The organism is Thermococcus celer Vu 13 = JCM 8558 (assembly GCF_002214365.1).
In the GTDB taxonomy this organism is placed as follows: domain Archaea; phylum Methanobacteriota_B; class Thermococci; order Thermococcales; family Thermococcaceae; genus Thermococcus; species Thermococcus celer.
The window spans coordinates 618,781-637,132 of record NZ_CP014854.1 but is presented as its reverse complement, the minus strand read 5'-3'; the positions used below and the strand labels follow the sequence as shown (position 1 = coordinate 637,132).

Genomic DNA, 18,352 nt, shown 5'->3' with positions numbered 1-18,352 from the left:
AATGATATTCGGGCGTGATTGAGCTGACAACTAAAAGGAGATGAGAACAGGAGTTACTATCCCTTCAGCCACCTCTCCATCCATCCCGCTATCAGCTCGAGCCGCTTAACCCTGTGCTTCGGCTTCCCGCCCCTGCTGAGGTCGTGGTTCTCACCGGGGAAAAGCGCCAATTCAACGGTCTTTCCGAGGTACTTTAGAGCTGTGTAGAACTGGAGAGCCTCCGGCAGCCAGCAGCGGTAGTCCTCCATCGAGTGGATTATGAGCAGGGGGGTCTCCACGTTCGGCGCGTACTTCAGCGGCGATTTATCCCAGTAGCCGTCGGCGTTGCTCCACGGGTCGCCGCCCACTTGGTCGGGAGCGAAGTAGTAGCCTATGTCCGTCGTCCCGAAGAAGCTCACCCAGCTGGAGATGGAGCGCTGGGTAACCGCGGCCTTGAAGCGTTTCGTGTGCCCGACTATCCAGTTGGTCATGAACCCGCCGTAGGAGCCGCCAGTGACTCCAATTTTCTCCCCATCGATGAAGTCGAAGCGCTTAACCGCCTCGTCAACGACCTCCATGAGGTCTTTATAATCGCGCTCACCGTAGTGCTCTCTTATGTCCGCGAACTCCTCGCCGTAGCCGTCGCTTCCCCTCGGATTCGAGAAGATCACGGCGAAGCCCTTCGCCGTTAGAACGTGGAACTCGTGAATGAAGGAGTAACCGTAGGCGGTCTTCGGCCCGCCGTGGATCTCAAGGACGGCCGGGTACTTCCTTCCGGGCTCGAAGTCAACGGGTTTCATCACCCAGGCGTCTATCTCGACGCCGTCGCTGGCCTTAACCGTGAAGTGTTCCGGCTTCGAGAGTTTATACTCTTTAATCCAGCCATTGAAGTCCGTAAGTCTCCTCTCCTTTCCGTCGCGCAGGACGTAAAGCTCCGTTGGCGTAATCGTGTCCTGGGCCGTGAAGGCCACGTAATCTCCGATGGCGAAGCTCTCGACGCTCCTATCGCCGCCGACGACGCGTTCGATTTTGCCTTCCAGGTTCACCCTGAAAAGGCTCGCCCTCGGGCCGTCCGTGGCGACGTAGTAGACCCAGCCGTCCCTGTATATTAACTCGGCCCTCTGACTTCCGCGGACGTCGCAGTTGAGGGAGTTGTAGGCGGAGCGGTCGAGGCCGGCGGTCAGCTTCCTCATTTCGCCCGTCTCCGGGTTGTAGTGGTAGATGTGGGTGTTGGTGGGGATGCCCCTCTCGCGGGTGTTGGCTTTGAGGATGAAGGTTCCGTCGTCGAGCGGGATGAAGTCGTTTATGCCCCACTTTCCGGGGGTTAACCTCCTCGCCCTCCTGCCCTCGAGGACGTAGAGGTCGCTCACCAGCGGCTTTCTCTCGCGGTCCTCCTGGGCCACGAAGTAGAGCTTGCCGTTCCTGAAGCGTATCTGGCCCACGTCGAGGTTCTTTGGAGTCAGACGTTTCTTCCTGCCCGTCTCGACGTCGACGAGGTAGACGACGCTCCTCCTGCCGTAGACCCAGCCGACGCCGTTGAACCAGAAGGGTATCTCCCTGATGACGTGCACGTCGTCCTTTGGTTTCTTCTCGACGTCTATCGGCGTAACGACGGCTATGCCCTTCCCGTCCTCCGTGAAGCGGAGGTTCCTGATCCCGTACCTGAACTTGGTGAGGAGCCTCGCTTCACCGCCATCGGTTGGAATAACGTAGAGCTCGGCCTCCTTGCTCTCCCTATCGCGCTTCGAGGCGAAGGCCACCAGCTTTCCGTCCGGCGAGAACCTCGGGCCGGAGTCCTTTTTGCCGGAGGTGAACGGCTTAACCCTCCTCCCGTCGTAGAGGTAGAGCCTTGAGAAGTAGTCGTCTTCCCTAAGGCTTATCTCCGTCACCTGGAAGACGAGCTTTCTCCCCCGAGCATCGACGTTCCCGACGAGCCTGAACTTTTCCAGATCCTTCTCGGTTAGACCTTTCACGGCCATAGAAACCACCGATGAAACTTGGCTCTTTTCGTATAAAAGCTTAGCGTTTCGATAGTTATCGAGGGTGTGAGGTATTGCACTCCCCCTGCGGGGAAGTTAGGGTGAGCCTTTCGAGGAGTTCGTCGTACGTGTAGAGCTCGTTCCGGCTCATATCGTCGAATCCGTAACTCAGGAACAGCATGTTTCCGGGAAGATCTGAAAGCCTGGGGGAGATGATTTCGCTATCAAAACACCTCCAGCGCACTCGTTGCCGAGCTCGTTCACGTACCCCTCCAGCTGTTCTACGTCTTTTCTCCTCGCAGTTCCCCTCTTCGCTTCAACCACGATCTTCGGGGACACTTTCAAGGAACTTTCGGATTAACGACTGAAGGATGACCTCCCTGAACGGGAACACCTCGGGTATCGACGCTTTCTTAGCATCGAAGGTAATCTTCGGGACGAACAGCTCATCGGCCGGGTAAAGGGTTTTGGGGGGTTTCGCCGGGCTCAATAGCCTCACCCATCTGGGAGACCTGATAGATACGGTTGATCGCTGGAAGTGGTTAAAAGTTTATCATCAAGCCGATCCCGTAAACTGCGAGCCGCAACAGAGTGCGGAACTAACTTTTTAAGCCGCCCCTCCTCTTCTCATCAGGGGGTCACCATGACCGTTAAGGTTCGCTTTGATGGGGAAGTGAGAGAGTACGCGAAGGGCGAGAAGGTTAAGGACTCGATTTTAAAGCTCACCGAGACCGCTCTGGCCCAGGCACTCGAGGGATTCCATAGAAGAATGATAGTGATAGAGGGAGACACGACGAGGAAGGCCGAGCTGGCGGGGATCCTCGCAGGAGCCGCGGCCAGAACCCTAAACGGAATCATCGACGAGCTCGTGAGGAAGAGGCTGAGGGACGAGGGCGAGGACAGGATCGAGGTTCTCTACGCGACGGACGCCCTCGGGGAGGAGACCTTCGGGCGGAAGCGCTACGAGGCCTTCAGGAAGCACTTCGACGTCCTGGCCGGTTCCAACGTGGAGGTTCAGGCGGTTACCTTCAAGCACACCCGCGATATCTTGGGTAGAACCTACGACCTCCTCGTCCTCGACATGAGCTACGACTACTCGCCGAACGACCTCGGCAGGATAATCGAGACTGTCAGGGGCGGCGGGCTGATATTCATCCTTGCCCACCCCTTCGAGAAGTGGAAGAATATGTGGACGGGCTTCCACAAGAGCCTCGTGACACCCCCTTACACCATCGACGACGTCAAGAAGAGGTTCAACCGGCGCCTCATCAGGAAGTTCACGGAGCACGAGGGCATCTACATCATCACCGAGGCCGGAAAGGCGAAAAAGAAACCCAGGCGCTCGAAGAGCCAGGCCCGTATCAGGGCCAGGAAAAACGTCCCCATCCCTGATGAGACCGTTTTCCCGCGCGAGCTCTACGAGATGGCCCTCACCGAGGGGCAGGTTGAGGTTTTTAGGGCATTTGAAGAACTCGTCGGGAACAAGGGCATGCTCGTCCTCACCGCCGATAGGGGGAGGGGAAAGAGCGTCTCCGTCGGGATAGCCGCGATTGGACTCGCCCTGGCCCTCAAGAAGCACACGAGGATAGTCGTAACCGCTCCCGAGCCGGAGAACGTTCAGTCGCTGTTCCGCTTCGCTGAGAAGGCCCTCGAAAGGCTCGGCTTCGAGCCGCGGGTTGTCGAGGAGAAGGGCATCATAAAGGGCGTTCAAGCCGAAGGGGTGGAGCTACGCTATTACCGCCCCGTCGAGGGTTACAGGGAGAGCGCCGACCTCTACATCCTCGACGAGGCCGCGGGAATCCACGTGCCTATACTCCACAGGTACCTCAACAAGGGGAGGGTCGTTTACTCCTCGACCGTTCACGGCTACGAGGGGGCCGGGAGGGGCTTCTCCGTCAAGTTCCTCAAGAAAGCCAGGGAGAAGAGGGATTTCAAGGAACTCCACATGGACGAGCCGATCCGCTACGCCGGGGGCGACCCGATAGAGAGGTGGCTCTTCGATGTCCTCCTCCTGGATGCAGAACCCGTTGAGCTCACGGACGAGGATTACAAGCTGATAGAGAACAAGGAGGTATACCTTGAGGAGCCCGACCTGGACGACTGGTTCGAGAACGACCGGGAGGACCTCAGGAACTTCGTCGGGATATACATCCTCGCCCACTACAGGAACAGACCGAGCGACGTTGCCCTCCTCGCCGACGCTCCCCATCATAAGGCGAGGGTCCTTCGCCTGAAGAACGGAAAGATAGTCACGGCCCTGCAGATAGCGGAGGAGGGCAACATCCCGAGGAAGGTCATCGAGAAGATGGTGAAGGGCTACAAGCCGCGCGGCAACATCATTCCCGACATGATGGTCAAGCACCACATGGCCAAGGAGTTCGCGAGGCTGAGGGGTTACCGGATAGTCAGGATAGCGACACACCCCGATGCCATGGACATGGGGCTCGGGAGCAGGGCCCTCGAACTGCTCGAGAAGGAGGCCAAGGAGAGGGGCCTCGACTGGATAGGCTCTGGCTTCGGGGCGAGCGAGGAACTGGTCCGCTTCTGGGTCAGGAACGGCTTCGCCGTGGTCCACCTCAGCCCGGCGAGGAACCCCGTGAGCGGCGAGTTCACCGCCATAGTCCTGAAGCCGATAAGCGAGAGGGCCGAGAAGCTCATAAAAAAGGCCAACGACGAGTTCAGGGTAAGGCTGACGGAGTGGCTGGGTGATACGCACCGTGAGCTCGAGCCGGAGATAGCGCGCTGGCTCTTCGAAACGCCCTTCGGCGAGGCCGTTGATTACCCTGTTTACCTGACGGACGTCCAGAGGAAGCGCCTCGACGCCTTCACAGGAAAGGTCCTGACTTACGACACGGTCGTTGACGCGGTCAAGCCCATCGTCAAGCTCTACTTCCTCGACGGCTGGATGAAGCCCTACCTCGACGAGAGGCAGATAAAACTGCTCATCTACCGCGTCCTGCAGGCCCACAGCTGGAAGGAGGCGGCGGAGTTGATAGACAGGACGGAGACCTTCACGATGATCGAGGTCAGGGACGTCATCCGGGGACTCTGGTACTATTACAAGAGGATTATTTCCAAACCCTGAACTAACTTTTTATAGGATTGGTACGTACTCCCTCAGGCGTATCTCCGGTGTATCCATTTCAACGGTGACTCCTATGCCGGGCGGCAACTGGGAAAGGATAATCTCGATGACGAAGGACGGGATGAGGATCATAGGAACGATGAGGCGAAAGATAAGCAGGGGAAAGAAGATAGCACTGCTCATCGACGGTCCGAACATCCTCAGGAAGGAGTTCGGGGTGAAGCTGGAGGACATAGTGGAGGCCCTCGAGGATCTGGGCGACCTGCGCGTTGCCAAGGTGATCCTCAATCAATACGCTCCCCAGGGCCTCATAGAGGCGGTGTCCAACCAGGGCTTTGAGGCCGTCGTCGTCTCGGGGGAGACGGGCGTGAAGCTGGCCGTCGAGGCGATGAGGGAAATCTACAACCCCAACATAGACGTGATAGCGCTCGCAACGAGGAACGCGGAGTTCCTCCCGGTCATCCTCAAGGCGAAGGAACGCGGCAAGGAGACGGTGGTTATCGGCATCGAACCGGGCTTTTCAGCCGCGTTAAAGCACGCCGCCGACTACGTCATAATCCTTGGGGGCGGTGAGGGAGAATGAAAGAGCGCTTTTTCAGGATCATCGGGCGGGGGGAGAAGGAGGTCAAGGAAGCCGGTGCCCTCGAAAGGCCACAGAAGAAGAGGAGCATCGGCCTCATAATAGACGGTCCAAACATCCTCCGAAAGGAGTTCGGGATAAAGCTGGAGGACATAGTGGAGGCCCTCGGGAGGATAGGGAAGCTTCGCGTTGCCAAGGTGGTTCTCAACCAGTACGCACCCCAGGGCCTCATAGAGGCCGTCGTCAACCAGGGGCTGGAGCCGATAATCGTGGCAGGAGATACCGACGTGAGGATCGCCATCGAGGCCATGGAGCTCATCTACAACTCCGATGTTGACGTCATAGCCCTGGCAACGAGGGATGCAGACTTCCTCCCGATAATAAACGAGGCCAAGCGCAGGGGTAAGGAGACGATAGTCGTAGGCGTGGAGCCCGGTTTCTCCGTTGCCCTCCAGAACGCGGCGGACTACGTCATCAAGATGGAGGGAAAGGATGAGGGAAGGGAGTTCAAATAAACTTTTTAAGCCCCCTTTCCAGCCCCTTCTGGTGGTAAAGGGTGATGGTTGAAATCATCGTCTTCACGCTTGGTCTCGTCCTGCTCATCAAGGGGAGTGACTACTTCGTCGAGGCCGCCTCCCGGTTTGCGAAAGGCTTCGGCGTTAGCGAGTTCCTTGTAGCGCTGGTTCTGGCGAGCATAGCCACGACCCTCCCCGAGCTCACGGTGTCGGCCATCTCGTCATACCATGGAAACCCCGACGTGGCACTCGGCAACGCCATCGGGAGTGCCCTGGCCAACATCGCCCTGATCCTGGGCGTGTCGTCCCTGATTCACCCCCTCGATGTGGAAAAAACCGCCTGGAGGAATTCCCTCTTCATGATAGCCGTCACGGCCTACTCCGGACTTCTCATGTACGATGGGACCATAAGCCGGCTCGACGGTGCGAGCCTGATAGCGATATACTTCGGCTTCCTTTACTACCTCTACAAGAAACACATGACACTTGAGGATCTCCCCGAGGAGGGACGCGGAGACCCAAGGAGGGACGGCCTTATCATGCTGGTGAGCGGTATCCTCGTTGTTATCGGCGCGGAGTTCGTCGTGGACAGCGCCGTTAAGATGGCCAGGGCCTTTGGGGTTCCGGAGGTGGTCATAGGCCTCACGATGGTCTCAATCGGGACGTCCCTCCCGGAGTTCACGAACTCCGTCACGGCAACGCTGAAGGGTCTCCACAACGTAGGCGTCGGCAACATGATAGGCGCGGATATACTCGATATCCTGATGGTGATAGGCGTGGCGGCCGTCATACACCCCATACGCGTCGACCCCTCCATCTACGCATTCACACTGCCCCTCACGCTCCTCGTCATGGCCATACTGACGGCCGTTCTTCGCCTCACGGGAAGGATAAACAGGCTAACGGGGACGGTGTTCCTGGCCATCTACTCCTATTTCCTCTACGTGTACTTCACCGGTGGAGTCAACCTGCCCGGGGGATGACCCTTTATTTGGATTTTTCTCGAACTTCCGGGGCACATTTCTGGGAGGTAAAGCTTTTTAATTCCCTCCATTACCATATTATGAGAAACAAAAACCCGCTCATGGAGGTGAAAGAATGAGGAAGCTCGCGGCGCTGGTGTTTGCTTTCCTGCTCCTCGGCGCTCTCTGGACGGCAAAACCCGTTAAAGCCGAGGAGACGCTGACGGTCTACTCCTACGACAGCATAGAGTGGTGGATGAAAGAGATCATCCCGATTTTTGAGCAGAAGTACAACGTTAAGGTGAACCTCGTCCTGATAGGCGACGCCGGCCAGGTACTCAACCGGCTCATCCTCGAGAAGGACAACCCACAGGCCGACGTTGTGGTCGGCATAGACAACAGTTATTTGGCCAAGGCCATCGACGCCGGGATACTGGAGCCCTACAAGCCGGGTAACGCCGACGTCATACCGGACTGGATAATCCAGAAGTTCGACCCGACCTTCCACCTCACCCCCTACGACTACGGTTACATAGCCATAAACTACCGCAAGGACATGGTTAAGAACCCTCCGGAGAGCCTTGAGGACCTCACCAAGCCCGAGTGGAAGGGCAAACTGATAATCGAGGACCCGAGGACCAGTTCGCCGGGGATGGCCTTCCTCCTGTGGACGGTAGCGGTTTACGGCGACGACTGGCTCAACTACTGGGAAAAGCTCAAGGAGAACGACGTTCAGGTTGTCAAGGGCTGGAGCGAGGCGTGGGAGGCCTTCATGAAGGGTGAGTACCCGCTCGTCCTCAGCTACGCCACTTCACCGGCCGCCACCGTTTACTACGACAACAAGACCAACGTCGGGGCCGTTGCCTTTAAGGAGGGTAACTACCTCCAGATCGAGGGTGCCGGGATCGTCAAGGGCGCCAAGCACCCCGAGCTGGCAAAGAAGTTCATCGAGTTCCTCATCAGCAGGGAAGCCCAGGAGAAGCTCCCGCTCAACCAGTGGATGTACCCGGTCAACAGGGACGTCAAGCTACCCGAGGTCTTCAAGTACGCGGTCAGGGTGGACAAGCCCGCCACCGTTGACCCTGCGGAGATAGAGAAGAACTACAAGACCTGGCTCGACCAGTGGACCCAGCTTATGGTGGAGGGCAAGAGCCCTGACGAGATACTCGGGAAGACGGGTACGAGGAGCGACACGAAGGAATCGGGCGGCGGGATCTGCGGTCCGGCGTTCGTGGCAGCCCTCGCCCTGGTGCCCCTCCTCCGGAGGAGGCGCTGAGCTCTCTTTTTTCCCGGCTTCCCTTCACCGCAACTTTTATAAGAACGCCCATGAACCTGGGAGCGAGGGCCCGTAGCCTAGCAGGATAGGGCGCCGGCCTTCTAAGCCGGAGGTCGCGGGTTCGAATCCCGCCGGGCCCGCCATAACGAAAGACAAGGGGGCTCCGCCCCCTTATCTCTCTGTACTCTCAAACCCCCGTAGTGGGGCTTTGCCCCACGACCCCTCTCCCCTCTAAAACTTCGAGGGGCTAACGCCCCCACACCCCGGAACAGGTTCCTGCTCCGCAAAGCGCTGGCGGAAATAGGCGTGACTCCTTTTAGGGTGGTTGTGATGTGTTTGCTAAGGTAAAGACTGCTCTTGGGTTTTGAATTCACTCTTCTTAAGAAAGCTTTTATGGTGTGGTTTACTTTTGGATAGCGCTCCTTCGGAGCGCGAGAGAATCCTAAACCCCTTGAATTTGCCCTTTTAATCTCGAATTCGAGTTTTAAACGCCTTTTAACAGCGCAAACACAACTAAACAGCCCCCTGAAGGAATAACAAGCTTTTCGCCAGCCTTCAGCCCTTGCTTCGCAAGCGCTGTTCTCACTATCGTTCGAACATCCTGACGGATGGCGGAAGTTCAGGTGCTTCTCAGAGACGCCAGCTATCAAGTTGGATTACTTTTAATCGGCCCGTTTTGTATGGTTTCACTCTCACAAGGCGCCCTCCGGGCGCTAGAATAACCGTGAAACCTGCCTAATATCTTGTTTTAAGGTTAATCCACTATCCTATCCCCAATTTTAAAGCGCACGCTTATCATTCTTTGAATTTTCAAAAGAAAACACCCTTTTCGCCAGCCTTTTCCCAAAAGGCTGAAAGGCGCCCGAAGGGCGCCGGGGAGAGTAAAAACCCTGAGTTCAGTGGCAAGTAAAAGTGTTCTCTACCGAATGAACGCTTGTAAAGTAAAAACCCGCTTGTTTGAGATTGATAAAAGCGAGCTACACTCTTTTGATCAAACTTTTTCTAAAAGTTTGTAATGGTGCCGGGGCGGGGCTTTGAACCCCGGACCTCTCGGTTTCTCAGGCTCCCCCGAAGGGGAGCGGCCCTATGAGCCGAGCGCTCTGACCAGGCTAAGCTACCCCGGCACGACCCGAGCGCTCGGGTTATACCTCCCGGGGGGCATTTTTAAATCTTTCGATAGGACGAAGGTGCATCAAAGACCACGACACCCCTCCGGAGTTTAATAAACGCCTTCAACCGTTCTACCCAATCAAAACTCAAAAATAAAGAGGAGCCCATAAAGATAGGGTCTCCTTCAGTTTATGCCCCACTCCCAGAAATAGTCGATGGTATTCGATGCATGGGCGTCGCGAGATAGTGGGATGTTGCCCACCCAGTTGACCGTCACGACGAACTTCTGAGTGGCTTCCCTGTGTCCCCGCGGGATCCTTAACGAGAAGGTGTAGGCGGGCTCGATCACGACGAACTTGTCCCCAACGCCGAGCTTTCTGTTGAACTTGTAACTCCAGCGAACCCAGTTCTCACCGGTGTTATCAACGGTGATTTTGACGGCTTTGAGCCTGTTGGTGATCGTGACGCTCGCCCCCGCGTTGCCCAGGGTGTACTGGATAGTCTGAGAATGTTCGTCGTTGTAGTAATCCACATCGTAAGAGGGTTTGAACGAATCCATGGAGAAAACATCGTTTCCGTCGGGCCTCACGTCGGCTTTGATCGTGACCTTCTCGAACTCCCAGTACACTGGCCAGGGGATTACGTTCCTCGAGTTAGTACGGATCTTTGAGTCGTGTTTTGGACCCCAAAGATACCGGCCGGCGTAAACGTACGTCTGCATCTCAACGACGCGCCAGTCGTAGGATGGGTTTACGTCGGCCAGTTTGTAAACATTGTAAACCAGCTTCAACCGGCCGTGAGGATACCAGTTGTCGCCTGATGTCCAGGTTATAGTACTCTCCAGGTACGCTTTCGCTGAGCCAGAGACGGCCTCGGTTGAAAAATTGGAGAACGTTTTCCCGTTGGCCACGACTTTCCAGGAGTAGTTGACTGGGATCTCGACGGAGACGGTGTACTTGACGAAGCGGGCTTTCATGAACTCCTCAAGCGCCTCCTCCTTGAACTTTTTCAGATCCCTCATGGCGTATCCCCTTGGGGCACCGTAAACGAAGAACCGCCCTCCGGGGAGGATTTTGACCGCGTACACGCCGTCGTTTCCGAATCTTATGACGTACGGAAGGAGCTTCGCATCCTTAAGGATCTCCAGGCCTTTGGAGTCCACCAGAATAAATCCTCCCTCCTTTATCAGTTCTTGAGCCTCCTCCATGGAAATGCCGTGCACGAGGTCTAAAGAGCTGTTTTTCAGTGATGGATCATTCTCTTGAATTTTTGGGTGGATGTTGACGGTTTTCTGGACTTTATTTCCCGTTGTGGGATACGCCGAAACAAGGAATAGACTCCCAACCAGAACACCGAGTATGAACCATGTCATCTTCTGTCTCATTCTACTTTCCTCCAATAGAATCGTCAATAGCAATTGCAATGTTATATTATTTAAAAGTTTCGTTCTCTAAAAAATATGGAGCGGCAAAATAATTAATTGAATTAAAATTACAAAGAAAAAAAGTAATTATCTCTCTTCTTCACTCTCTGGAGCTTGCCTCCGGAGATCTTGGCTCACTTGCACTTCCCACAGAGGTTTCTACCTTTTATTACGTTTATATCCTCACGAATTTGTAATCCTTATGTTTATCAAAAGTTGTTCCCTGCCCTTAAAGATGAGATAAATTGTTGACCCAAAAGCCCTTTATAATACCATCCCCGAGTTAATCCCATGATGAAACGATTCATCACGGCGCTCATAGTTGCCTTCATGGTCCTTACCGCTGGCTGTCTCTCAACGATCCCACAGACTGGGAGATCAAGCGGGGCGATGTATCCATCAACTTCGGAAACGACGTCCTCCTCAACTCCGATACCGGGAGGTACCCCCGCAAGCTGGACAAATCCCTTGGTGAGCTGGGGGAACGCGAGCGTATCCCTTCCAACTCACGACGCCTCGCTTGACTGCCCCGGAATTCTATGGCGCTATGTCCTCAAAGATGCCCTCACCTGCATGCTGGATCGGAAAGAGCTCAGAGTTATATCGCCGCTCGCGGGCGAGCTAAAAGGGAAAGACCTCACCCAGAGCTCCTGGAACGTCCTTGCGTGGGAGGGAGAATGGCTGAGCTACGACCGGGAGAAGGCCAGGCAACCCTTCGCCAGGGTCATAGTATACCCCGACGGACGTCAGGAGGTCGTTGAGGGGCAGAACAACACGATCCAGACCCCCTACGAGACGATAATGAGGAGAAAGGGGATATGCACCGACTACACAGTTCTCACGGATGCACTGCTCCTCGCCATGAATTACTCACCGGTCTACGCTATGGCTCTGAACCTGACCGATTCCGGCCACGCGACGGCCCTGGTGAAGATAAACGGCTGGTACTTCGCCCTCGATCAGCACCTTCCACCGATGGATCTGGGGGCGTACTACCGTTACTGGGAGGGGCAGGGGGGCAGGATAGTCAACGCGACGCTCTACAAGATAACGCCGGGGGAGGGGAAGGCCGACGTGAAGGTTCTCGGCGTCCTCTCCGGCGAGGAGTTCCTCAATCAGGACTACAGCATGAGCGATGCCGACGCCAGGAACCTCGCCGCCTCGATGATGAACGTTCTGCATGAGGATTTCGGATTAAAAGTCGACCGATCCCTGATCGAGCTCTCCACCGGGAAGCTTCCCAGGGGTTACAAAGCGGGCTGGACGTGGGGGGTTACGTACCCCAACCTCGCCGACTACTACCATCCCTTCTTCCGAGGAGAATACGCGGGGTGGCTGGTCTCCCAGATGCTCTCGAACGCGGAGTTCAAAGACTACCTCGAGAAAAGCGACGCGCTCTGGATAGAGGTCAAAACAGAGGGCGAGGACCTGATCCTCACCATCTACCTCGGGAGCTCTTAGAGTAGCCCCCGTAGTTTCTTCTCCTCCCTCTCCAGTAGCCATCGGAGCGGCCGCGCTCGTACCTTTCCCTGTACTCCCTGGGGATCTCCTCGCTGAGCTCGGACTTCCTTATCTCCACACCAGCCTGCTGGGCGAAGTAGTGGAGCCTCTTGAGCTCGCCGGGCATCGTGAAGGTTATCGCCCTTCCCCTCTTCCCCATCCTGCCGGTCCTGCCTATCCTGTGGACGTAGTCCTCGGCCGTCATGGGCAGGGAGTAGTTGACGATGTGGCTTATGTCCTGGACGTCCAGTCCGCGGGCGGCCACATCGGTCGCCACGAGAACCCTCGTCCGCCTGGTTTTGAAGCGCCAGAAGGCCCTCTCACGGGCGGCCTGGCTCATATCGCCGTTCAGGGCCTCGGCGGAATAGCCTGCCCTCCTGAGCCTCTCGCTCAGCTCCCGGGTCTCCCGCTTGGTCGCGCAGAAGACTATGCCGTAGAAATCGTCGTCCAAGATCTTCTTCAGCACGCCGAACTTCCTCGCCGGAACGACCTCCACGTACTCCTGATCCACCATCTCGGGAACCAGCTCGTCGCTGCTGACGCTTATCACCTCGTGGTTGCTCATGTAGCGTCTCGCGAGCCTCTTGATCTCCGGGGGCATGGTCGCGGAGAACATGAGCACGCGCTTCTCCTTCGGGGTCTCCCTGAAGATCGCCTCTATGTCGTCGATGAAGCCCATGTCGAGCATCCTGTCGGCCTCGTCGAGAATGAAGAACTTCACCGAGCTTAGATCGAGGGTTCCGCGCCTTATGTGGTCGAGAACCCTTCCGGGGGTTCCAACAACGACGTGGGTTCCCCTCTCGAGCGCCCTTATCTGCGGTCCTATCGGTTGACCGCCGTAGACGGCGTAGACGTAGACCCTCTTCCTCCCGCGGAGGCTCTTGATTTCATCCGCCACCTGAAGGGCGAGCTCCCTCGTTGGGGTCAGCACAATCGCCTGAACGGCCCGCATCTTCGGGTCGATGGCCTCGATTATCGGCAAGGCGAAAGCGGCCGTCTTTCCCGTCCCTGTCTGGGACTGGCCGATTATATCCACGTCGCCAGATAGAAGACGCGGGATCACCTCCCTCTGAATGTCCGTTGGGGTCTCAAAACCCTTCTCCCTAACCGCCACTAACGTGGCCTCGGATAAGCCCAAGTTTTCAAAACTCATTTTCTTAACTCCTTACGTTACTCAAACGCATTCCTTCCCAAGCGGAACGCGTCGAGAAGAAACGCGATTTGGCGGGCCGGGGGGGATTCGAACCCCCGACCACGGGATTAAGAGTCCCGCGCTCTAACCATGCTGAGCTACCGGCCCTCAACCCGAAGTCATAGACGGGGAGTGCATTTATAAGTTTTTTGGTTGGGGGGAGGGTGCCTCGGGAGTTACGTCGGAGAAAGAGATATAAAGGTGCGGATACACATTAGGAACGATGGTCACCTACGAAGGGATTAAACTCGCGGCCGAGGTAGTGGCCTTCGCTTCCATAACCGGGGTAGTCTATGTGCTGAGCACATTTAGGGCTATGATAAGGGAACTCCTCGGGACCTCCACGGCCAGGTGGATCTGGGCCGGGGTGCTGATATTCTGGTTGGGCTACCTCACGAACGTCCTCAACGACGTTTTTCCGTTCGAGTTCATGAAGGTGCTGGACGACGTTATCGTCGCTATCGGGATGGTGGTGATGGCTTTCTCGCTTGTGGGGGTCAGGCGGCAGATAAGGATGGGGGTGGAACCCAGCGTTGTTCTCAATGGCGAATCGAAGCTTCAGCGTGGTGCTTACATGGTTAAGCCCGCGTCCCCCGGAAGGATTCTGAGCCTCCTCTCGGGCAAGAAGGTGCTCGCTGTAACGAGAAGTCCCCATGCCTACGAGGTCCTCAACGTCCCTTACATCTGGATAACGAACCTGGATCATCCGCGGGCCATATCCCCAACGAGGCTCGCCCCTCTCCTCCACAGTGTGATAAACAGTGTTGATGAAGACGCTTTCGTCGTTCTGGACGGGATCGACTATCTGGTGCTCCACAACGGATTTGAACCAACCTTTAAGTTCCTCCTGTCACTCAAGGACGCCCTCCTCGAGAGGGGTGCGGGCGTTTTGCTGGTGGTCGATCCCGAGGCCCTGGAAAAGCGACAGCTCGCGATGCTTGAGAGGGAATTCAGCTGGATAAAAGGGTAACGCCTCCAAGCCCGCCCGGGGCACCGCAAAATTTATAAAGCCTCTCCGAGCGTTATACTTTGGCAACGCGGGGGTTGCCGAGCCTGGTCAAAGGCGCAGGATTGAGGGTCCTGTCCCGTAGGGGTTCCGGGGTTCAAATCCCCGCCCCCGCACCATTCAGCCCTTTTAAAAAGCGCTGGCGGAAAGGTTGTAATTCTGTCATCATAAAGAGAAGGAGGGCAATATACTTTTCCAAATAAATTGAAAACATTTAGTGGCTGTTCCATTCCCAGCAGACCTCTTGATAATCCCTTTTCTCGATCTCAATCCCGTTTGTCATTACCATTTCTTTATCTCCCTTAGAGGGCCTTGATGAGCATCCCCGGTAGAACCTCATAGTGCATGCGATTTGAAACGTTTGTGTCGTATACTGGAAAATTAAAGAGAAGCCGCCAAACGTTGCTATCTTTGTCCGCCAGATACTCACGGATACAGCCTGCTCGGCGTCCTCGGGAAGAGGGTGGCCCAGCGGACGTGGTCGAGCTTCAGCACCCACGCGACGAGCCTCTCCAGACCGAGGCCGAAGCCGCTGTGCGGAACGCTGCCGTACTTCCTCAGGTCGAGGTACCACTCGTAGTCCTTCGGGTCCATGCCCTCCTCAAGGATGCGCTGGACGAGCTTCTCGTAGCTGTCTTCACGCTGGGAGCCGCCGATGACCTCACCGTACCCCTCGGGCGCGAGCATGTCGGCCGCGAGAACCTTCCGCGGGTCCTCGGGGTCCTCCTTCATGTAGAAGGCCTTGATGTGCTTGGGGTAGCCGTAGACGAAGAACGGGCTCTCGAACTCCTGGGTTAAGATCCTCTCCTCGTCGGCACCCATGTCCTCGCCCCACTCTATCTCCACGCCCTTGCTCTGCAGGATCTCTATAGCCTCGTCGTAACTTATCCTCGGGAACGGCGGGACGGTGTTCCTGAGCGTCTTCAAGTCCTTCCTGAAGGTCTCCACGTCCTTTCTCCTGAGCTCGAGCGTCCTCTGCACCATGTAGCTCACAAGTTCCTCCTCCACCTTCAGGATGTCGTTGAGGTCCATCCAGGCGGCCTCGAGTTCAAGGTGCCAGAACTCCGTTAGGTGCCTCCTCGTCCTGCTCTTCTCGGCCCTGAAACTCGGCGTTAGCGACCACACCTTCTCAAGGCCGAAGATTGCCGCTTCGAGGTACAGCTGGGCGGACTGGCTCAGGTAGGCTGTCCTGTCGAAGTACTTGAGCTTGAAGAGCGTCGAGCCGCCCTCTACCGCTCCGGTCACGAGTATCGGCGGGAAAACCTCGTACCAGCCGTTCTGAAGGAGCCACTCGCGGGCGGCCGCCATCATCGTCCCTTTGACCTTCATTATGGAGGAGACCTTCGGCGAGTGCAGGTGCAGGTGTCTGACGTCGAGCAGGAACTCGTCGCTCGCGTCCTTCGTTATCGGGAAGAAGTCAACGTTCTGGACGATCTCCATTTTATCTGCCTGAACCTCCGCGCCGCCGGGCGCACGGGGGTCGGCCTTGACCGTTCCCTCGATGATGACACTCGATTCGATGCCAACCTTTTTGGCCTCGGCGTAGGCCTCCTCGCTGGCTTCCCTCTTAAAGACGGTCTGAACCACACCGCTTGAATCGCGGAGGACTATGAAGACCTTCTTTCCGACTTCCCTCTTCCTGTAAACCCATCCGGCGAGTTTAACGCGCTTACCTTCCATATCGGGCCGAACGTCGGCGCAATAAACCTTATCGATCATCCTTACCACCTCCAGGGGCTTTGAAACGGCCTTTATAACGGTAGCGATTGAGGACTGACCAGAAGAGCGTCAATTCATCCAGAGCGGAAACGCTCCAATCCTTTGTCTGATCACTATGAGGAGGGGCATGGGAGGGGTTTCGAAAGGCCCAATTTAAATTCTTTGCCGGTTTGATTGTCATTTTATCATAAAATTGGTTTTTTTTGGTTCAATTATGACAACACACCTCTCCATCGACTATCGGATAAGTTCAGAAATACGACGCGCGGAGGGTTTTACCGCGTGGGAACAACGGGTAAGGGCGGGGCAACGACCGAAACTTTAATCTAACTCCCAACTGAATCAGTTATTGTGGAGAAGTGGAGAAAATGAAGGCACTCGTCGGAACCGTCGTGGACCCGGAAGGCTTTAGGAAGAACTCCGCGGTTTTGATAGATGGCCCCACGATAAGGGGCGTTGTTCCCGTCGAGAGGCTCGGCGATTACGATGTTGATGAAACCTACGGCGGAACCGGTTATCTAATTCTGCCGGGATTGGTCAACGCCCACACCCACGTGGCGATGGCGAAACTCAGAGGGCTCGGCGAGGACCTTCCAACCGAACGGTGGCTCAAGGACGTTATCTGGCCGGCGGAACTCGAGTGGACGCCAGAGGAGATAGGCCGCTGGGCCCTTCTCGGCATGGCCGAGGCCCTATCCAACGGCTCGACGACGATAAACGACCACTACTTCTTCGCCGATGAGATAGCCGAAGCGGCGAGAAAACTCGGAATCAGGGCCTTCATCGGCCAGACCGTAATGGATTTAGTGGATTTCCCTATAGCCAGGCCCGAAGAGGGCTTCAGGTTCTTCGAACGCTGGAAGGGGAAAGACGAGCTCGTCCGCCCGACTTTGGCACCCCACGCCACGAACACGGTTTCCCTCGAGCTGATGAAGGAGATAGGTGAGTTCGCCCGCGAGAGGAACGCCATCATCCACGTCCACGTATCCCAGAGCACGGGGGAGGTGCGGGAGGTAAAAAGACGCTACGGCCTTTCCCCGGTTGAGTACCTCGAGAGGGCGGGCGTTCTCGGTGAGGACCTCGTAGGGGTGCACGGGATCTACCTCTCTCCCGGTGAGGTAAACCTCTACGCAAAAAGCGGGGCGACGCTCGTCCACTGCTCCCTGAGCATGGCGAAGCTCGAGGGAAGGGTCGCGCCGGTAATCGAGCTGGCGGAGAGGGGAACCAACATAGCCCTCGGTAACGACTCGCCCAACCCGGTCGGGCTGATGGATCCCTTCGAGGAGATGCGCTTTGCCGCGGTCCTCAACAAGGTCTGGCGGAGGAGGACGGACGTTGCCACCGCGGGGGAGGTCTTCGGCTGGGCAACGCTGGGAGGTGCGCGGGCGTTGAAGCTGAAAGCGGGACTGATAAAGCCCGGCTACCTCGCCGACCTCGTCTTGGTAAACGCGAGGAAGCTCCAGTTTCTCCCGGGCAAAGACCCCTACTCCCAGGTCGTTTACTCCACGAGGGGAAGCGACGTCGAGCTTGTCATGGTTAACGGTGAGATCGTTTACAAAAACGGAACGCTGGTAACGCTTGGAAAAACGCTGGAGGAGCTGTGGGAGGGGTTCAGACCCTCCGAACGATGAGCTTGACGCCGTCGACGTCAACGACCTCAACGGTATCGTCTATCTTCAACTCATCGTCGCTGAGGGCTATCCACCTGTCCCCCTCAAGCTCGACTATGTAGTTCTCCCTGCCTATTTTCACCACCTTCCCGCGCTTGCCCTTCAGTTCGAAGGTGTACTTGGCCTTTCCAGCGTCCTGAACGTCCCTCTTTACGTACCTGCCCACAGCCATATAAGTGACCACTGCCGCTATGAGGCCCACCACGAGGCTCTCCTCAAAGCCGACGCCGAATCCAAGGAGGAGCCCCATCAAGGCCAGGGCAACGCCGATGGGAGTTATGAAGGCCGTCACCATCATGTCGAGTGCTATGGTTAGCAACCCGAGGATCAAAAGGGAAATCGGGAGGAGGTCCATC

General features: G+C 56.5%; 14 protein-coding genes and 4 tRNA genes. 10 read left to right on the top strand and 8 right to left on the bottom strand.

Annotated features, from left to right (window positions below; translation table 11 throughout):
• Window positions 1-56: 56 nt before the first annotated feature.
• Together A3L02_RS03540 and A3L02_RS10185 are read right to left on the bottom strand one after the other, a co-directional pair.
• Window positions 57-1,958, bottom strand: coding sequence for a S9 family peptidase (locus tag A3L02_RS03540; RefSeq protein ID WP_088862650.1), 1,902 nt, complete (start codon window positions 1,956-1,958; stop codon window positions 57-59).
• 316 nt (window positions 1,959-2,274) lie between these two features.
• Window positions 2,275-2,448, bottom strand: a complete 174-nt coding sequence (locus A3L02_RS10185; protein ID WP_157895728.1) for a hypothetical protein — start codon at window positions 2,446-2,448, stop codon at window positions 2,275-2,277.
• Between the two features lie 153 nt (window positions 2,449-2,601).
• Between A3L02_RS10185 and A3L02_RS03535 the strand changes: the two genes are divergently transcribed.
• The 6 genes from A3L02_RS03535 to A3L02_RS03510 all read left to right on the top strand — a co-directional run bounded on the left by A3L02_RS03535 (window position 2,602) and on the right by A3L02_RS03510 (window position 8,519).
• Window positions 2,602-5,043 (top strand): tRNA(Met) cytidine acetyltransferase TmcA, encoded by a 2,442-nt coding sequence (locus A3L02_RS03535; RefSeq protein WP_088862649.1) that lies wholly within the window; start codon window positions 2,602-2,604, stop codon window positions 5,041-5,043.
• Window positions 5,044-5,116: 73 nt separating this feature from the next.
• Window positions 5,117-5,626, top strand: a complete 510-nt coding sequence (locus A3L02_RS03530) for a TIGR00288 family NYN domain-containing protein (RefSeq protein ID WP_088862648.1) — start codon at window positions 5,117-5,119, stop codon at window positions 5,624-5,626.
• A complete protein-coding gene (locus A3L02_RS03525) occupies window positions 5,623-6,138 on the top strand; it encodes a TIGR00288 family NYN domain-containing protein (protein WP_088862647.1) in 516 nt (171 codons plus the stop codon). The genes A3L02_RS03530 and A3L02_RS03525 overlap by 4 nt, the downstream gene beginning before the upstream one ends.
• A 41-nt stretch (window positions 6,139-6,179) precedes the next feature.
• The gene (locus A3L02_RS03520; protein ID WP_088862646.1) at window positions 6,180-7,121 is read left to right on the top strand and encodes a calcium/sodium antiporter; all 942 of its coding nucleotides are present in this window, start codon (window positions 6,180-6,182) and stop codon (window positions 7,119-7,121) included.
• Window positions 7,122-7,236: 115 nt separating this feature from the next.
• Window positions 7,237-8,376, top strand: a complete 1,140-nt coding sequence (locus tag A3L02_RS03515; RefSeq protein ID WP_088862645.1) for a thiamine ABC transporter substrate-binding protein — start codon at window positions 7,237-7,239, stop codon at window positions 8,374-8,376.
• 66 nt (window positions 8,377-8,442) lie between these two features.
• Window positions 8,443-8,519, top strand: a tRNA-Arg gene (locus tag A3L02_RS03510).
• Window positions 8,520-9,392: 873 nt separating this feature from the next.
• On the opposite strand, the gene A3L02_RS03505 is transcribed toward A3L02_RS03510, so the two are convergent.
• Together A3L02_RS03505 and A3L02_RS03500 are read right to left on the bottom strand one after the other, a co-directional pair.
• A tRNA-Met gene (locus A3L02_RS03505) sits at window positions 9,393-9,500 on the bottom strand.
• Between the two features lie 170 nt (window positions 9,501-9,670).
• On the bottom strand, window positions 9,671-10,693 hold the full coding sequence (locus tag A3L02_RS03500) for a hypothetical protein (protein ID WP_157895727.1): 1,023 nt from the start codon (window positions 10,691-10,693) through the stop codon (window positions 9,671-9,673).
• Window positions 10,694-11,203: 510 nt separating this feature from the next.
• Here A3L02_RS03500 and A3L02_RS03495 point away from each other — a divergent pair.
• On the top strand, window positions 11,204-12,370 hold the full coding sequence (locus A3L02_RS03495; RefSeq protein ID WP_088863820.1) for a transglutaminase-like domain-containing protein: 1,167 nt from the start codon (window positions 11,204-11,206) through the stop codon (window positions 12,368-12,370).
• Here A3L02_RS03495 and A3L02_RS03490 read toward each other — a convergent pair.
• Together A3L02_RS03490 and A3L02_RS03485 are read right to left on the bottom strand one after the other, a co-directional pair.
• Window positions 12,345-13,562, bottom strand: a complete 1,218-nt coding sequence (locus tag A3L02_RS03490) for a DEAD/DEAH box helicase (RefSeq protein WP_088862643.1) — start codon at window positions 13,560-13,562, stop codon at window positions 12,345-12,347. The genes A3L02_RS03495 and A3L02_RS03490 overlap by 26 nt on opposite strands.
• Before the next feature lie 69 nt (window positions 13,563-13,631).
• A tRNA-Lys gene (locus tag A3L02_RS03485) sits at window positions 13,632-13,709 on the bottom strand.
• A 115-nt stretch (window positions 13,710-13,824) separates the two neighbouring features.
• On the opposite strand from A3L02_RS03485, the gene A3L02_RS03480 reads away from it, so the two are divergent.
• Together A3L02_RS03480 and A3L02_RS03475 are read left to right on the top strand one after the other, a co-directional pair.
• Window positions 13,825-14,571 carry a DUF835 domain-containing protein gene (locus A3L02_RS03480; RefSeq protein WP_088862642.1) on the top strand — a complete coding sequence of 249 codons (747 nt, stop codon included), beginning with the start codon at window positions 13,825-13,827 and terminating at the stop codon, window positions 14,569-14,571.
• Between the two features lie 67 nt (window positions 14,572-14,638).
• Window positions 14,639-14,726, top strand: a tRNA-Leu gene (locus A3L02_RS03475).
• A 307-nt stretch (window positions 14,727-15,033) separates the two neighbouring features.
• Here the strand turns inward: A3L02_RS03475 and asnS are convergent.
• Window positions 15,034-16,326 (bottom strand): asparagine--tRNA ligase, encoded by a 1,293-nt coding sequence (asnS, locus tag A3L02_RS03470; RefSeq protein WP_088862641.1) that lies wholly within the window; start codon window positions 16,324-16,326, stop codon window positions 15,034-15,036.
• Window positions 16,327-16,694: 368 nt separating this feature from the next.
• Between asnS and A3L02_RS03465 the strand changes: the two genes are divergently transcribed.
• A complete protein-coding gene (locus A3L02_RS03465; protein WP_088862640.1) occupies window positions 16,695-17,957 on the top strand; it encodes an amidohydrolase family protein in 1,263 nt (420 codons plus the stop codon).
• Here A3L02_RS03465 and A3L02_RS03460 read toward each other — a convergent pair.
• Window positions 17,938-18,351: an NfeD family protein gene (locus A3L02_RS03460; RefSeq protein ID WP_088862639.1), complete on the bottom strand. Its 414-nt coding sequence runs from the start codon at window positions 18,349-18,351 to the stop codon at window positions 17,938-17,940. The two genes, A3L02_RS03465 and A3L02_RS03460, sit on opposite strands and share 20 nt — an antisense overlap.
• Window position 18,352: the final 1 nt, after the last annotated feature.

Coding starts and splice junctions, on each gene's coding strand:
- A3L02_RS03540 (WP_088862650.1), bottom strand. CDS start 1,958: ATGGCCGTGAAAGGTCTAACCGAGAAGGATCTGGAAAAGTTCAGGCTC.
- A3L02_RS03535 (WP_088862649.1), top strand. CDS start 2,602: ATGACCGTTAAGGTTCGCTTTGATGGGGAAGTGAGAGAGTACGCGAAG.
- A3L02_RS03530 (WP_088862648.1), top strand. CDS start 5,117: ATGCCGGGCGGCAACTGGGAAAGGATAATCTCGATGACGAAGGACGGG.
- A3L02_RS03525 (WP_088862647.1), top strand. CDS start 5,623: ATGAAAGAGCGCTTTTTCAGGATCATCGGGCGGGGGGAGAAGGAGGTC.
- A3L02_RS03515 (WP_088862645.1), top strand. CDS start 7,237: ATGAGGAAGCTCGCGGCGCTGGTGTTTGCTTTCCTGCTCCTCGGCGCT.
- A3L02_RS03500 (WP_157895727.1), bottom strand. CDS start 10,693: ATGGAGGAGGCTCAAGAACTGATAAAGGAGGGAGGATTTATTCTGGTG.
- A3L02_RS03495 (WP_088863820.1), top strand. CDS start 11,204: ATGAAACGATTCATCACGGCGCTCATAGTTGCCTTCATGGTCCTTACC.
- A3L02_RS03490 (WP_088862643.1), bottom strand. CDS start 13,562: ATGAGTTTTGAAAACTTGGGCTTATCCGAGGCCACGTTAGTGGCGGTT.
- A3L02_RS03480 (WP_088862642.1), top strand. CDS start 13,825: ATGGTCACCTACGAAGGGATTAAACTCGCGGCCGAGGTAGTGGCCTTC.
- asnS (WP_088862641.1), bottom strand. CDS start 16,326: ATGATCGATAAGGTTTATTGCGCCGACGTTCGGCCCGATATGGAAGGT.
- A3L02_RS03465 (WP_088862640.1), top strand. CDS start 16,695: ATGAAGGCACTCGTCGGAACCGTCGTGGACCCGGAAGGCTTTAGGAAG.
- A3L02_RS03460 (WP_088862639.1), bottom strand. CDS start 18,351: ATGGACCTCCTCCCGATTTCCCTTTTGATCCTCGGGTTGCTAACCATA.